At 55.9% G+C, this 14,866-nt stretch carries 15 protein-coding genes; 6 read left to right on the plus strand and 9 right to left on the minus strand.

Features of this window, described 5'->3' with window-relative positions; genetic code table 11:
• Positions 1-166 precede the first annotated feature (166 nt).
• The 5 genes from CLV65_RS02680 (at position 167) to CLV65_RS02700 (ending at position 6,134) form a co-directional block, all read left to right on the plus strand.
• On the plus strand, positions 167-1,153 hold the full coding sequence (locus tag CLV65_RS02680; RefSeq protein ID WP_244569222.1) for an ABC transporter permease: 987 nt from the start codon (positions 167-169) through the stop codon (positions 1,151-1,153).
• A 9-nt stretch (positions 1,154-1,162) separates the two neighbouring features.
• Entirely contained in the window at positions 1,163-2,104 is a 942-nt protein-coding gene (locus CLV65_RS02685; protein WP_094691814.1) for a carbohydrate ABC transporter permease, read from the plus strand.
• A 153-nt stretch (positions 2,105-2,257) separates the two neighbouring features.
• Complete coding sequence (locus tag CLV65_RS02690) at positions 2,258-2,956, plus strand: YesL family protein (protein ID WP_094691815.1); 699 nt, start codon at positions 2,258-2,260, stop codon at positions 2,954-2,956.
• Positions 2,957-2,966: 10 nt separating this feature from the next.
• Entirely contained in the window at positions 2,967-4,049 is a 1,083-nt protein-coding gene (locus tag CLV65_RS02695; protein ID WP_094691816.1) for a LacI family DNA-binding transcriptional regulator, read from the plus strand.
• Positions 4,050-4,205: 156 nt separating this feature from the next.
• The gene (locus tag CLV65_RS02700; RefSeq protein WP_094691817.1) at positions 4,206-6,134 is read left to right on the plus strand and encodes a glycoside hydrolase family protein; all 1,929 of its coding nucleotides are present in this window, start codon (positions 4,206-4,208) and stop codon (positions 6,132-6,134) included.
• Positions 6,135-6,895: 761 nt separating this feature from the next.
• On the opposite strand, the gene CLV65_RS02705 is transcribed toward CLV65_RS02700, so the two are convergent.
• From CLV65_RS02705 to CLV65_RS02730, 7 genes are all read right to left on the minus strand, one after another.
• On the minus strand, positions 6,896-7,462 hold the full coding sequence (locus CLV65_RS02705) for a DUF4256 domain-containing protein (RefSeq protein ID WP_094691818.1): 567 nt from the start codon (positions 7,460-7,462) through the stop codon (positions 6,896-6,898).
• A gap of 450 nt (positions 7,463-7,912) precedes the next feature.
• Positions 7,913-8,914 carry an SIR2 family NAD-dependent protein deacylase gene (locus CLV65_RS02710; protein WP_094691819.1) on the minus strand — a complete coding sequence of 334 codons (1,002 nt, stop codon included), beginning with the start codon at positions 8,912-8,914 and terminating at the stop codon, positions 7,913-7,915.
• On the minus strand, positions 8,898-9,701 hold the full coding sequence (locus tag CLV65_RS02715) for a protein-ADP-ribose hydrolase (protein WP_094691820.1): 804 nt from the start codon (positions 9,699-9,701) through the stop codon (positions 8,898-8,900). The genes CLV65_RS02710 and CLV65_RS02715 overlap by 17 nt, the downstream gene beginning before the upstream one ends.
• 348 nt (positions 9,702-10,049) lie before the next feature.
• The gene (locus tag CLV65_RS02720) at positions 10,050-10,673 is read right to left on the minus strand and encodes an aldo/keto reductase (RefSeq protein ID WP_275542125.1); all 624 of its coding nucleotides are present in this window, start codon (positions 10,671-10,673) and stop codon (positions 10,050-10,052) included.
• Entirely contained in the window at positions 10,606-11,061 is a 456-nt protein-coding gene (locus tag CLV65_RS09085; protein ID WP_275542126.1) for an aldo/keto reductase, read from the minus strand. Before CLV65_RS09085 ends, CLV65_RS02720 begins: the two co-directional genes overlap by 68 nt.
• A 310-nt stretch (positions 11,062-11,371) precedes the next feature.
• A complete protein-coding gene (locus tag CLV65_RS08905; protein WP_211278437.1) occupies positions 11,372-11,656 on the minus strand; it encodes a cyclophilin-like fold protein in 285 nt (94 codons plus the stop codon).
• Between the two features lie 206 nt (positions 11,657-11,862).
• On the minus strand, positions 11,863-12,870 hold the full coding sequence (locus CLV65_RS02730; RefSeq protein WP_244569224.1) for an alpha/beta hydrolase: 1,008 nt from the start codon (positions 12,868-12,870) through the stop codon (positions 11,863-11,865).
• Between the two features lie 163 nt (positions 12,871-13,033).
• Here CLV65_RS02730 and CLV65_RS02735 point away from each other — a divergent pair, with 163 nt between their 5' ends.
• A complete protein-coding gene (locus CLV65_RS02735; protein ID WP_033505238.1) occupies positions 13,034-13,915 on the plus strand; it encodes a LysR family transcriptional regulator in 882 nt (293 codons plus the stop codon).
• Between the two features lie 317 nt (positions 13,916-14,232).
• Here the strand turns inward: CLV65_RS02735 and CLV65_RS08685 are convergent, their stop codons facing one another.
• Together CLV65_RS08685 and CLV65_RS02750 are read right to left on the minus strand one after the other, a co-directional pair.
• Positions 14,233-14,475: a hypothetical protein gene (locus tag CLV65_RS08685; protein ID WP_094691822.1), complete on the minus strand. Its 243-nt coding sequence runs from the start codon at positions 14,473-14,475 to the stop codon at positions 14,233-14,235.
• Positions 14,468-14,866, minus strand: a 399-nt coding sequence (locus tag CLV65_RS02750; protein ID WP_244902345.1) for a type II toxin-antitoxin system RelE/ParE family toxin, incomplete at its 5' end; no start/stop codon positions are given. The genes CLV65_RS02750 and CLV65_RS08685, both read right to left, overlap by 8 nt.

Below are 14,866 nucleotides of genomic sequence, written 5' to 3' on the forward strand. Positions count from 1 at the left end.
CATTCATCCTTGAACCCTTGGATGACCCTTGGGTGGTGGAGGGCACCGCTCTCCACCACCTTCCCCTCCCTCATGCCGATGATGGCGCAGCAAGGCTTCCTCCCCAGCGTCCGATTCTTTCCACCGGCCAGGTGAACACACACAAACAACAATCATTGGAGCTAACATGGCTACGCAATCCCTGCCAACGGCGCCAGTTGCAACGGCGCACGACAGCCGTCAGCACAACGCTGAAGAGGGCAAGACAAAGAAGCCCAATATCATTGACAAACTCGCCAGGCATTTCAGCCGCTACTGGCAGCTGTGGATCCTCAGCGCACCGGCGCTCATCTTCGTGGCGGTCTTCGCCTACGTGCCGATGTGGGGCATCCAGCTCGCCTTCCGCAAGTTCGACCCGAAGAAGGGCCTGACAGGCGGCAAATGGGTGGGATTCGAATACTTCAACAAGTTCTTCCACTCCCCGCTGTTCGGCGAGATCATGACCAACACCATCCGCATCAGCCTGTGGACCCTGGTCATGGGCTTCATCTTCCCGATCATCCTCGCTCTGCTCATCAACCAGATCCATTCGTCGAAGGTCAAGGGCTTCGTCCAGACCGTCACCTACATGCCGCACTTCATCTCCGTCGTGGTCATCGTCTCGATGCTCAACATCTTCCTGACTCCCGGCAGCGGCATCATCGGCCGCTTCCTCGGCCCCGAGAACCTGCTGGGCGACCCGAAGGCCATCACCTCGATCTACTGGATTTCCGAAGTGTGGCAGCATTGCGGATGGAACTCCATCATCTACCTCGCGGCCCTCGCCGGCGTCGACACATCCCTGTACGAGGCCGCCAAGATCGATGGCGCCGGACGCTGGCAGCTCATCCGCCACGTCGACATCCCGGCGATCCTGCCGACCGCGTCCATCCTGCTGATCCTGAGCATGGGCAGCGTGCTCAACGTCGGCTTCGACAAGATCTTCCTTATGCAGAACTCGCTGAACCTTCCCGCCACCGAGGTCATCTCGACCTACACATACAAGATCGGTATTCTCAACAGCCAGTTCTCGTACTCGACCGCAATCGGCCTGTTCAACACAGTCGTCAACTTCGTCTTCCTGATCACCGCCAACGCGATCTCCAAGAAGCTCTCCGACACCAGCATTTTCTAGGAGCCAACAATGTCGACAACACCAGCAGCGCCCGCACCAAAGACGTCGGGCGACGAAATCCCATGGAACAAGCATCAGCGCCAGCACATGACAGCCGGCGACTGGGTGGCATCGATCATCATCTACGGCTTGATCGCCCTGGCAGTGATCGCGGTCATCTACCCGCTGTGGTTCGTGATCATCGCATCGTTCTCTGACCCGAACAAGGTCGCCAGCGGCCAGGTGACCATCCTGCCCAAGGGAGTCACCTTCGCCGGATACGCGAAGGTGTTCGCCAACGCCCGCATCTGGCGCGGCTACCTGAACACCATCATCTACTCCGTGGTCGGCACGGCGGTGAACCTCGCCGTCACCATCCCCTGCGCGTTCGCACTGTCCCGCAGGGAGTTCAAGCCCCGCCGCGTGATCCTGTTCCTGTTCACCGTCACGATGTTCATCAGCGGCGGCCTGATCCCGAACTACTTGCTCTACAAGCAGCTGGGCATCCTCAACTCCATGTGGGTGTTCATCCTCCCCGGCGCTGTCAGCGTCTACAACGTGATCGTGGCGCGCTCCTTCTTCGAAAGCTCCATCCCCGAGGAACTGTTCGAGGCCGCGCAGCTCGATGGCGAAAGCTACTTCGGATACTTCTTCCGGATCGTGATCCCGCTGAGCTCCGCAATCCTCGCCGTGATCGGCCTGTATTACTTCGTGGGTCACTGGAACGACTTCATGACAGGCTTGATCTTCATCACCGATGATTCGAAGCAGCCTTTGCAGGTCGTGCTACAACAGCTGCTGCTCGTGGCGCAAGGCACCGCGACGAACGTCGATGCGGCGGCCCAGCAACAGGCTGCCGACCAGATCAAGTTCGGCATCATCATCGTCTCCACCCTGCCGCTCATGGTCATCTACCCGTTCTTGCAGAAGTACTTCAACAAGGGCGTCATGCTCGGAGCAGTCAAGGGCTGACCCTTCCCTCTCCGGCCCCTGCCGGGGTGTCGTCACCTTGCAACACCCCGGCTGTTTTCATATCGCTTCACGTCACGCGGGCTCTGCCCGCACCCCGCCAGGCAACACTGGACAACAGGCAACACTGGACAACAAATCGAGAAGGAGAAGATCATGCTCCGTCAGTTCGCCATCGGTTACGAACACTTCTGCCGCGTCGTGCTCATGATCGCAGTCACGCATGTGGCATTCCTCGTGCACACGCTGATGGGCGTGGTCGTCGTCGGCCTGTTCCCCTCGGTTTCGGCAACCTACACGACGTACAGAACCTGGTTGCTCGACGAAGACCACAGCTGGAGCATCCGCCAGACATGGACCGTCTTCCATCGCGCATGGAAGGACGACCTCGCTGGCGCGAACCGCTTCGGATGGCCGCAGGCCGTGCTGTGGGCGCTCTTCATCTTCGACTATTGGGTGGTAAACTTCCATGACGCTGGCAAGCTCGGCTATGCCAGCGCTGGGGTTCTGCTCCTCGGCATGGTGCTCTACGGTCTGTTCTGCAGCTTGTCGTGGGCTTTGCGATCCAATTTCAGCGAATCCTGGCGCTGGATCGTGCGCATGACGGTGCAGATGGTCGTCGCGCGTCCGTTGTGCAGCCTGTGCCTTGCCTTCATCTTCGTGCTGACGGCATGCTCGTGGGTCACCTGGCCGGGCCTGATCCCCGCCTTCGGCATCGCGCTGCCGGTGTTCTTCGTCATGCTGGCGGTCAGCATGATCGGCAAGGTCCCCGGCATGAGCCGCGCGAAGGACGACGACACGCACGGGGCGCTGCAGCAGGCTTCCACCGCTGCAGGCATGCATCCAGAGCAATGAGGAGCGGCATATGACATCCCTCAAGGACATCGCAAAAAAGGCCGGGGTGTCCGTGTGCGCAGTCTCCCTGGTGCTCAACGGCAAAGACAAGAACCGGGTCAGCGAGGCGACCGCCCAGCTCATCCGCGACACAGCCGCATCGCTCCATTACGAGCCGAACATGATGGCGCGCACCCTGAAGACAAACAAATCGCACACCCTGGGCTTCGTGACCGACGAAATCATCACCACGCCTAACGCAGTGCGCATCATGCTCGGGGCGCAAGAGGCCGCGCGAAAGCTCGGATACATGCTCATCACAATGAACACGAACAACGACAAGACGCTGGAACGCCAAGGCATCGCCACCCTGAAGCGATACCACGTGGACGGCTTCCTGTATGCGTTCATGTATCACCGCGTGGTCGACGTCCCCGACACGTTGCGCAAACTGCCGACGGTCGTCGTGGATGCCGAGGATGCCAAGTGCGATATCCCCTCCATCTATCCGGACGAATTCGCCATCGGCTACGATGCCACTACCCGCCTGGTGCGCGCCGGCTGCAAGCGAATCGCCTACTTCGGTTCCGAAGCGGACATCATCGCGCAGACCAAACGCTTGGCGGGATACCGCCAGGCGCTGCAGGACGGGGGGATGCGCGAGAATCCGGATCTGATCGTGGGGGCGACGGAATACGACAACGCTGACCAGCGCGCTCTCAAGCTGTTGAAGGAACAGCAGCCTGACGGGGTGTTCTCGTTCAATGATGTGCGCGCGGCATCGCTCTACATGGCCGCCAACCAGCTCAAGCTGGGCATTGGCACCGACATTTCAATCGTCAGTGTCGACAACCTGCCCAACATCACCGCCGTGCTTCGGCCAGGGCTGACCACCATCGAACTGCCTCATTACGAAATGGGCTTCGAAGCGGTCCGCCAGCTGGTGGCGATCATCGAGCAACGCAACAAGCCGCAGATCGAGCCTAATCAGCCCTTTCGTTCGAGCTTCGAAACTCGGGACATACTCACCACTGCCCATGGATCCATTATCGAACGCGATTCAGCCGTAGCGGTCTCCTCCCCCACGCCTGAAGAAGCCCTCAAGCAGGACTGAAAAAGCCTCGAAGCATCAAGAAAAACCGGAAACCACCAACCGCCAATCCAGTGGCTTATGCCAGCTGGGTGTGATGAGTGCGCCTTATTTCCCAACCACCACACCACAACAACCAATACTTCCCAACCACCGATCAATCAGAGAAAGGAACACACCATGCTCCCTGATCCCCTCACCACCAACACGCGCATCACGACCGGCGCATACACCGCGCTCGACCTGTTCGTCGAACGCACCGGCGACGAAGCCAAGGTCACCATCACCAACGCCGCGGATGGGTCCGTTCTGGCATCGCAGCCGATGCCCGCTCTCGAGAACCGCCACCACTACCATTTTGAAGTGCCGGTGAACGCCGAGCTCGACATTCGCATCGACCATGCCGTCAGCCGTTTCGGATACCTGTGGGAAGGCGACGACGACCTCACCAACGGCATCCAGTACGTCAACCTCGACCCTGCGTTCGCCCAGTGGAACGCACAGCCCGGCGTCAGGGACATCCACTACCAGCCGGAACGCACGCAGGCGCATTTCGAGCCAATCGCCCACTGGATGAACGATCCCAACGGCCTGTGCCAGTTCAAGGGCGTCTACCACTTGTTCTATCAGTTCAATCCTTACGGCTGGGGCTGGGATTGCATGCACTGGGGCCATGCCGTCAGCCCTGACCTCGTGCACTGGACGCACCTGCCTGTCGTGCTCGAACCCCAGCCGGAATTCGCCACCGACCATACGCTGACCGGCGGCGCGTTCTCCGGCTCCGCCATCACGGTGGACGCCGACGGATACCCCTGCAAGGGCGAGGATGCGGACGCGATTCGCTTCGCGCTCACCCGCCACACCGAGACCCGCGGCGACGAACAGTCCGTCGAGGAATACCAGACCACGTGCCTGAGCCATGACGGCGTGCACTTCGAGGTGGAGACGCCGTGGATCACCCGTCCGACGCCGACGACCGGCCTGGACTTCCGCGACCCCAAGATCGAGATCAACCTGCCGCTGCACAAGACGCATGGCGACCGCGCATGGATCGTGACCGCCACCAACCTGCCTGTCACCGAATTCGACAAGAACGCCAACGCCGGCATCTGCCATGACGAGACCGACGGATGGTTCGCCACGTATCCGATGGGCAAGCCGGGCGAAGCCGAGCCCAATGAGAAAACCGTACCCGCAATGACGCTGTTCTCCACTGCCCTGCCGCTGCACCGCAATTCCACGTGGCAGTATGAAGGTCCCGTGCTCGCTGACTTCGGCCACCAGATCTCACGCACCTACGAATGCCCCGACCTGTTTGAACTCGACGGACACACCGTTGCCTGCGGCGCGCTCATGCACTACCGCGACAAGCAGGGACGCTTCCAGCCAGTGCGCTGGTATGTGGGCGACATCAACGACGATGGCAAGGCACCGCGTCTGACGGTGACACACAGCGGCTGGAATGATTTCGGCATGGGCTACTATGCGACGCAAAGCTTCCGCGACGACCAGGATCGCCGCATCGCGTTCGCCTGGATCGTGGACCACGCCGGCGTGCGACGCGAAGGCTCCTGCCGCGCCAACGGCATCATGTCGCTGCCGCGCGAGCTGCATGTCGTCAACGATCGTCTCGTGGGCAAGCCGATCAAGGAAGTGTACGACGAGCTGATCGGCGCGAACATCGACGTCGAGGCTTTCGATAACACCGCCGCGGGAGCGAAGGTGTGGTCCGCCAACTGCCCGAGCGACATGTATTATGCCGACATCCGTCTCGACGACGACGCTGACTTCACCCTCACCATCGCCGCGAACGACGACGCCGAAGGCAACATCACCGAAAGCCTGCGCCTAGTGCGCAAGGATGGCGTGACCCGCCTGGTCACCAAGGGCCAGGGCGGCTTCGACGACAACGATTATGACAGCGGCATCTCCCAGGTGCGCCGTGCTGAGGTGTTCTTCGACCATCAGGTCGCCGAAGTGTTCCTCAACGGCGGCGAAGCCGCCGCGACCATGCTGTTCCAGGCGGGTGGCCCGCAGGTGCGCATGACCCTCGAAGCGCACGGCGCCGTGAGCCAGTGCAAGGCGAACATGCTGAACCCCATCTGGTGAGCTGTCAGGTGAGCTGCCCGGTGAGCTGTCAGCGCAGGTCGGATTCGCCAGCGCAGGTCGCTTGTGGGCTTGCCTTGGTTAACCTGCCTTGGCAAGCCTCCATGCGGGTTGCCTTGGTGAACATGCCATGCAACCCGCAATCCCCTATCTGAATTGAATATTGTGATGTCGATCGTCTCGAATCTTGTTCAGGGTTCGGGACGATTCCATATGCATCGCCAATCCGATACACCAATCCAATGAGCCAACGGAGGTTCATGATGACACAGTTGTTCTACACCCCCAACCTCCTAACCTCCTTCATCGGCGACAAATCAGCGGGTCGCCGAAGACGGAGGTTACAGACCCAAAAACAACACCCCAAACCTCCATCATCGGCGAATCCCCAAACCGTCGCCGAAGACGGAAGTTAGCAGGCTAATTCAACCCCTCCTAACCTCCACCATCGGCGAACCAACCAAAGAACCGCCGATGACGGCAGTTACACGGTCCCCCCAAATCCGCCTATCCTCCGCCATCGGCGACAAATCCGTGGGTTGCCGAAAACGGAGGTTACACCGCCCCGAAACAGGCACCAAACCTCCTTCTTCGGCGAATCCCCACAACCATCGCCGAAGACGGAAGTTACAGGCCCGAAAACAGCACCCCAAACCTCCACCTTCGGCGACCTATCCCAGACTCGCCGAAGATGGAAGTTAGCAGGCTAATCCAACCCCTCCTAACCTCCATCATCGGCGAATCCCCACCTCGTCCTTTCTCGGTCAGGCGACACCGATGAGGACGTCCGCGTTGGAATCAGCTATGCAGGGGATCTGGAAATAACCCCTCCACCCGCGGGCAGCATAATAAGAATCAGCCCCATTATGAAAAGTGAACACAACACCGTATCGTTTTTCGCAGAAGAGGGCTCCGCCCTTTTGCCTAATCGCCTCCGGAGTGGCAATCCAGGAAGAGGTTTTCAGGTCGAATTCCCCAAGCTCTTGGAGTCTGCGGTAGAGTGCCTCCGTCATCAACTCGACTCCCATCTTGTGCGCTTGGCCAACGGCGCTTCCAGTTGGAGGATTCTTCTTTCTCTTCAGAAGCGCCGAATCGTCATAGCACAGGCTCCGGCGACCGGCAGGAGATTCTTTCGAACAGTCGCAGAAGATAAGACCTCCGGTTTTCTCATCAAAACCGATTGTGTCCGGCTCTCCGCCGCTTTCCTCCATGCGCTTGAGGATGGCAAGCGCATCGGGATTCCCATTCAGGCACATCTCGACATCCTCCCATGCTATGCCCTGGTGGCGCATGGGATTGTCAAGAAACCTGTTTTTCAACACCTCAATCATCAGGTCGTCTCCTTCATTGGCTTGTCCGCCGTCAATACTCTTGTCAATGGTTCGCTTCACTGAATGATGTCATCAGGATAAATCGCATCGGGGATCATTCCATGCTCAACAAGTGAACCATCGGACGGTTCCCAAACACCCCAACTTCCGTCTTCGGCGACAAAACCATGGGGTCGCCGAAGACGGAGGATACACACACCGAAACAGTGTTCCTAACCTCCACCATCGGCGACCGATACAGGATTCGCCGAAAACGGAAGTTACAGGACCCCAAAAGGGGTTCCAAACCTCCGTCTTCGGCGAACCCCGAAACCGTCGCCGAAGACGGAAGTTACACACCCCGAAATAGAGTCCCTAACCTCCGTCTTCGGCGACCCACCAGTCCAATCGCCGAAAAAGGAGGATACGGCCCCAAACTCTGTGTCACACTCCGGCTCCGGCACGGATGGTTCACAGTAATGGCACAGGCAGAGACGTAAACACATCGCCGATGTCCCCGTTAATGCAGATGCCTCTGCGCTCAATCTCGCCTGGGCAGAACGCCTCGCCGTAATTGACGCAGGCATACACCGCTTTTTCATTCGCCAAGGTCATCTGCCAAAACGGATACTTCACAATGACCGGAGTGTTCGCCCCCACACCCAGCTCCAGATACAGCACATAGTGGCCCTCGCAGCGGTGCAGAAAGTCAGCATATGCCGCCGACGCCCTGTGCCAGCCCGCATCCTCGACAAAGGATCCATCCACACGAAGATTCATGGTCACATCGGATCCATCATCGGGGCATTTTGGAATGAGAGCCGCGGGAATCCTCATTTTCAGTTCGCCGCTTTCGGGAACCTCAAACGCTCCATTCCCATCCCGCACGAACCCCTGCGCCTCCATCGCCTTCATCACCCATTCTTCGTTATCGTAGGTCTTCTGCGTGGATGGATTGACGCTCTGGAAAAGTCCGAAGTCCCCCTGGGTGTAGAACAGGCGATCTTTATCAAAGCCCGCCCTTTGGAACTGGTGATCCACGTTCGTGGTGATGACAAAGTAATCCTTGTCTTGCACAAGCGAGAGCAGCTGCCGATAGACGGGCCTCGGCGCATCCATGTATCGGTTGAAATAGATGTTCCTGGCCCACCACGCCCAGCTGGTCTCCGCATCGGGGAAGGGATAGAAACCGCCGGAATACATATCCTGAATGCCATACTTGCGTGCGAAATCAAAGAAATATCGGTTGAACCGCTCCCCGCTGTAGGTCATCCCGGCGGAGGTGGAAAGTCCGGCACCCGCTCCGATCACGATGGCATCTGCCGTTTCGATCTCATTCTTTAGCCGGGAGATTCGCTCCTCTTTCGAGCCCGTTCCGAATGACGTATTCCCACTGAAATACTGCACCGCGGCAAGTCCCTTCTGAATGCTCTCCTGATAGCCGTTCGGCATTGCGTCATACAAGTTCTTCATAGTATTTTCTGTCCTCATCCTTGAACACGTCGAAAATCACCCTGTCCATGGCGCCCGGATGCTGCGACAGCCAACCGTTCACGGTGCTGACGGCAATGTGAGCCGCCCGCTTGTTGGGAAAACGGAATACGCCTGTGGAGATGCAGCAGAACGCCACGCTTTTCAGATTGTTTTCCCAACACATGTCCAAGGTGCGCAGGTAGCAGTTCGCCAGGTCCTTCTCAAGTTCCGGCGTCAAACCGTATTGCACAATCGGACCGACGACATGGATGACTTTTTTCGCTGGAAGATTGTAAGCATCCGTCAGCATGGGCACAGCCGTCGGCTGCTCATATTCCTGGCCATATCTGCTGCGCAGCTGGTCCATCTGCCGGTTGCACTCTGCCCGAAGCTGAATGCCGGCAAAAGTATGGATGGAGTTGTCAATGCAGATATGCATGGGCACAAAGCAGCCCAGCATCTGAGAATTGGCGGCATTGACGATGGCATCCACGGCAAGCCGCGTAATGTCACCCTGCCAGATGGACACTGCGCCTCGGGTCACCGGGATGTCGGAAAGACGCACGACGCCTTTTTCTTCAGCCCTGCCTGCCAGATAGTCATCCTGGACGGCGAGCGCCTCTTCGGGGAATGGCTTTGGCATGCGGATGTTCATCAGCGACCGAAGGACATACCGCTTTCCCTCTGTGTCTTTCGGCGTTTCCAAATCCTTGTATTGGACGGAGTCTTTCTTGAATTCCTCCACGAGATAATCCAGCCGCTGATCCTGCGTCATTTTCTCTGTCATGCCGTTTCCTTCTTCTTTCTTCCCATCGCACCGACCGGACGAATTGTGGTCACGATACATTACATCCAGCGCACCGCTGTCAGATAGCCCCTGGTCATGTTCAGCCCTCAGCGAAGCAGAATCCCACAGACACAGAAAATGCCTCCAGGTCATGATGACTCGGAGACATTGTGACGTTGCGCCAGCTCTCTATCAAGCTCTGTGTATGTAGGGCTCCACCTTTGTGTACATCCACGGCATCGGCAACGTTATCCACCGCCCTGCGGTTCAGCCCTTCTTTGACCGCCTCACCGGCGACGACCATTAGAATTCGCCCGTGGGTGATGATGGCGGCGATCTCTTCCTTCGTTACGCCATGGGCTTTCGCGTTCTTTTGTTCTGCGCCATAACTCCAACCAGCGGATGCGGCACATAAGGCTCTTCCAGATACAGAATCTCTTCTGGTGTCAGTGAAAGATCCAATGCCTTTACCGCGCCTTCTATATGATGAAGCTTTGTCGCTCCGACCACTGGGGCGGTCACCTTTGTGAGCAGCCACGCCAGTGACACTTCCGTCATGGTCACGCAGCGTTTTTCGGCAAGTTCAGCAACCCGGGAGATGATCACATTATCCTGTGCGGCTGTCGCATCATATTTGAACTTCGCATAGGTATCTTCTTTTGCTCGCTTTGTTCCGTCTTCCCCCGAGCGCCTCGATAGTCTTCCGGAAGCAAGGGCGCTGTAGGGAGTAAGAGCGATATTCTCTTCATCGCAGTACGGCACCATTTCCCGTTCCTCCTCGCGGAAGATCAGGTTGTAATGTCCCTGGATGGAAACGAACTTCGCAAAGCCTTCTTTTTCTGCCACAGCATTAGCCTTGGCGATCTGCCAGGCAAAGCAGTTGGAGATGCCGATGTATCTGACTTTACCGGCCTTTACGATACGGTTCAGGCCGTCCATGATGTCTTCGATTGGTGTCTGCCAGTCCCACATGTGATAGATGCATAGGTCCACGTAGTCCAATACCGAGGTTCTGCAGACTGGTGTTGATCATGTTTTCGATATGCTGCTGGCCGGTAATTCCCCGGTCTATCTCTTCCTGGGTTCTTGGCAAAAACTTGGTGGCAACAACCACGTCGTCCCGCCTTGCAAAATCACGCAGGGTCCTTCCGACATACTGCTCGCTGGTGCCGTTCTGATAGGCGATAGCCGTGTCATAGAAGTTGATACCAAGCTCCAGACCACGCTTAATAATTTCTCTTGCATGTGCCTCGTCAATCGTCCAGCTGTGCTGACCGCGTCCGGAATCACCGAATCCCATGCACCCCATGCAGATCCGCGATACATTTAAGTCACTGTTTCCAAGTCTTGTATATTTCATGCGTTCAATCCTGTCAGCAGTCTTATTGCGTTACAAAATAGTGACTGAACATCAGTCGCAGCGCACGGTCCACCCGTTGATGGTCGCAGAGGTAATGGATCTGCGTCACATAGCAGCCGAAGAGAAGAAGGATAACGGCAAACACCAGAACAGGCCTTATGGAGAAGTTCTTCACGTCAAAGAACTCCGTCATGCCGACGACCCCTTCGTTGCGTTGTCGATGTCTTTTTCAACAGCGCAGCCTTGTTCCTGCCATTATTCGTAGATTATTCTAATGTAATCGCAACATCTCCGCCGCCAAGCATCTCTCTCATTCCTGCTGCGACAGATCAACATGTCCCAGCCTGGTATAGGCCCAGGAATTGGAGCCGTAGAAGATAACGATCTGGTTTCCGGAGTAAAGAACGATATCTCCATAGCTTGTTTCGGTCTGTACATCATTCCGCACGATGCTCTGCCCGATCGGACCGACCTGCTCAAAGCCGCCGTACATCGACATCTGAATCGTAACGGGGCTTAATTCCTTCAGCGCCTCTACAGACGCATTGTTTTCCCAGGTTACGGGAACCTCTGTTTCACCGATCAATAATCGCATGGTATCCTCCGCTTTCTGTGTTTCTTCATCGGACGGTTCTACCGGTATCACACTCTCTGTTTGGGAAGATGTCGTTTGAGGCTCCGTAGAGATACTCTTTTGCGCTGTACATCCCGAAAGAACGAACAATATAGAAGCCATCAGAATAGCCGGTTTTCTCAATGCAGCTTACCTTCTGTAGAGTTCTTCCAGAGATAAAATGATTTTCATTTCAGATATTCCTCAAAGAAGCTCTGCAGCTTCTCAAAGGGGATCGCATCCTTACCGCCGCCGTCATAGAGGTCCGTATGAACCGCATCCGGAATGATCATCAGTTCCTTGTTGTCCGTGTATTTACTGTCCTTTACCATGTTGGCGTAGGCATCCCGGCTGAAATAGCAGGAGTGCGCCTTCTCTCCGTGAACGATCAGGACAGCGGAGCGAATTTCATTGCTGTACTGAAGGATTGGCTGATTCAGGAAAGACTCGCAGCCGATGACATTCCACCCTCCATTGGAGTTTAAGGAACGGGCATGATAGCCGCGGCTGGTCTTATAGTAGTCGTAATAATCCTTCACAAAGAAAGGTGCATCTTCAGGAAGCGGATCGACTACGCCGCCGCCCAGCGCATATTCACCGGCCTTATAATCCACAATGCGTTGCGCGCACAGGGCAGCCTTCTTGGCATAGCGGGCTTCCTCGCTGTCCTCGGCGTCAAAATAACCTTTGGCATTGACCCGAGTCATGTCGTACATCGTCATGACTGCCGTAGCCTTGATACGGGTATCCAGTGCCGCTGTATTCAGGGCCATACCGCCCCAGCCGCAGATACCGATGATGCCGATGCGGTCGGGATCGACCAGATCACAAAGAGACAGGAAATCCACTGCCGCCATGAAATCCTCGGTATTGATATCGGGAGAAGCCATGTAGCGGGGCTGTCCGCCGCTCTCGCCGGTAAAGGACGGATCAAATGCAATCGTCAGGAATCCACGCTCCGCCATGGTCTGTGCATACAGTCCGGAGCTCTGCTCCTTGACCGCGCCAAAAGGCCCACTGACTGCAAGCGCAGGAAGCTTACCGTCTGCATTCTTCGGCACATACATGTCCGCTGCCAGCGTGATTCCATAGCGGTTCACAAAGGTCACCTTGCTGTGATTCACCCTGTCGCTTTTCGGGAAGGTCTTGTCCCATTCCCGAGTGAGTTTCAGGTCTTCTGTCTTCATCATGGTCATTGCCGCCTTTCTATTTTGTATGGCTCTTTTTCTGTTTTCCGAATGAGTGAATCGAGGCAACCAATCCTTTATTGGTGCTTGACGGGTTCTTTACAAATGGTTATATTGAATGTCGCGTTATTCGTTTTTGGAATATCATATCATATAAAGAGAAGCTTTCAGGATGGAAATACGGACGCTCAGATACTTTCTTGCGGTCGCGCGGGAAGAGAACATGACGCGGGCGGCAGAAACGCTGCATGTAACACAACCCACGCTGTCAAAATCGCTGAAAAGTTTAGAGGATGAACTCGGGAAGAAACTGTTTACCCGGCACAGCTTCAGTATCAAGCTGACGGATGAGGGAATCCTCTTGCGCAATCGTGCCGAAGATCTGGTCAGTATGGCAGACAGAATCGAGCAGGAGTTCATTTCCCTGGACGACATCACCGGCGGGGATCTGTACTTTGGACTGGCGGAGTCATTCCAGATCCGCTATCTTGCCCAGTCAATCCATTCCTTTAAACAGACCTATCCCGATCTTCGGTATCACATCACCAGCGGTGACACGGAACAGGTCATGGAAAAGCTGGACAAGGGGCTGCTGGACTTTGTGGTGTTGGCGGAATCTGCGGATGCAGGAACGTATGAATCCGTCGTCTTCCCTGAAGCCGATCTCTGGGGTCTTGTCATACCGGAAGATGACCCGTTGGCAAAGAAAAAGGCCATCCATGTGGATGACCTGATCGGACTGCCATTATTCTGTTCTGAGCAGAGCTGGGAAAATGATATTCCAAAATGGGCCGGGGATAAGATGAGCGATCTGCATCTTGAGGGATCCTTCCGGCTAGCATACAACGCTTCTATTTTTACAAAAGAGCATCTCGGATATCTGCTCACCTTCGACAGACTGATCGACACCTCTCCCGAAAGCGGACTTGTGTTCCGGCCGCTTATGCCTTGCCTTGAAACAAAGCTGTACCTTGTGTGGAAAAGATATCAGACGTTCTCTCCAATCGCGGAAAGATTTCTAAAACAAATACAATCTACATTTACTGCCATATGATTACAATGACTCCCGGCGACTGCCAGTAAAGCTGACTTGAGATGTCTGCTATTTAAGCTGCTGTTATAGGCGCAAAGCGGCCTACGACCAATTTTAGCTGTGCACTCATGCCACAGTAATAAAGCGGCGTGGCAAAACAACCATATCCGATGCGAGGAGTTTTTGACGAATCATCTCCACATCGTCTTTTTGCACACAAGACCCTTCATAACCACAGGCCACGCATCCGCAACATGCTGCGCCGGCGCACTCCGGTAATGATCTTGATATCCGGGGTCCCCATAAGATCAAGAAGCCGCTGCATATATTCTGGTCTTTCAATATATTTCATACTGCCACTTCCGAAATTGAAAAATTTTGAAGTTTCGCACCTGCGTTTGCGGGAACTGCTCAAAGCCGAAAATCGGCGCCATTACAGGTGCTCTTTGTTTGCGGGAACTGGTCCGCGTGCTTTTTCTGCCTAACGAGTCTTTGTCGTTCGTGTCACGAGAAGATACACCGCGAGCGCGGCGGCAGATAAAAGGCAGCCCTCGAATGGAGAGCTGCCTTATGTCAGTCATAGAGATTCATTTTGTTTAAGGCCTTGAGCTGATCACGTTTTGCATAAATCACATTCAGGACGTAGACCCTTCCGGATGCTTCATCCGGGCGGTAGTAGATGTAGAAGTTCTTCGCGATGATCTTGCGCACGCCTCTGGAATGCCACGGCTCACGTTCCTCCGGCGCAATGATGTCTGCCATGTAGGAAAGCTTCTCCATCTCCTTGCGGATGACTCGGATGCAATTTAAGGCAACATCAGGTACCAGCAGAGTCTCAGCTATGTAGTCTCTGATCTCATGAAGGTCTGCTTCCGCAGGTAGTGCCCGAAAGGTTGCGCACTTTGGATCATGCCCGTCCATGGCGCGATGATCAGTTCGCTTCCTGCAGATTGTCATCGAGCCGGGACATGT

Origin of the sequence: Pseudoscardovia suis, from assembly GCF_002797875.1 — a bacterium.
In the GTDB taxonomy this organism is placed as follows: Bacteria; Actinomycetota; Actinomycetes; order Actinomycetales; family Bifidobacteriaceae; genus Pseudoscardovia; species Pseudoscardovia suis.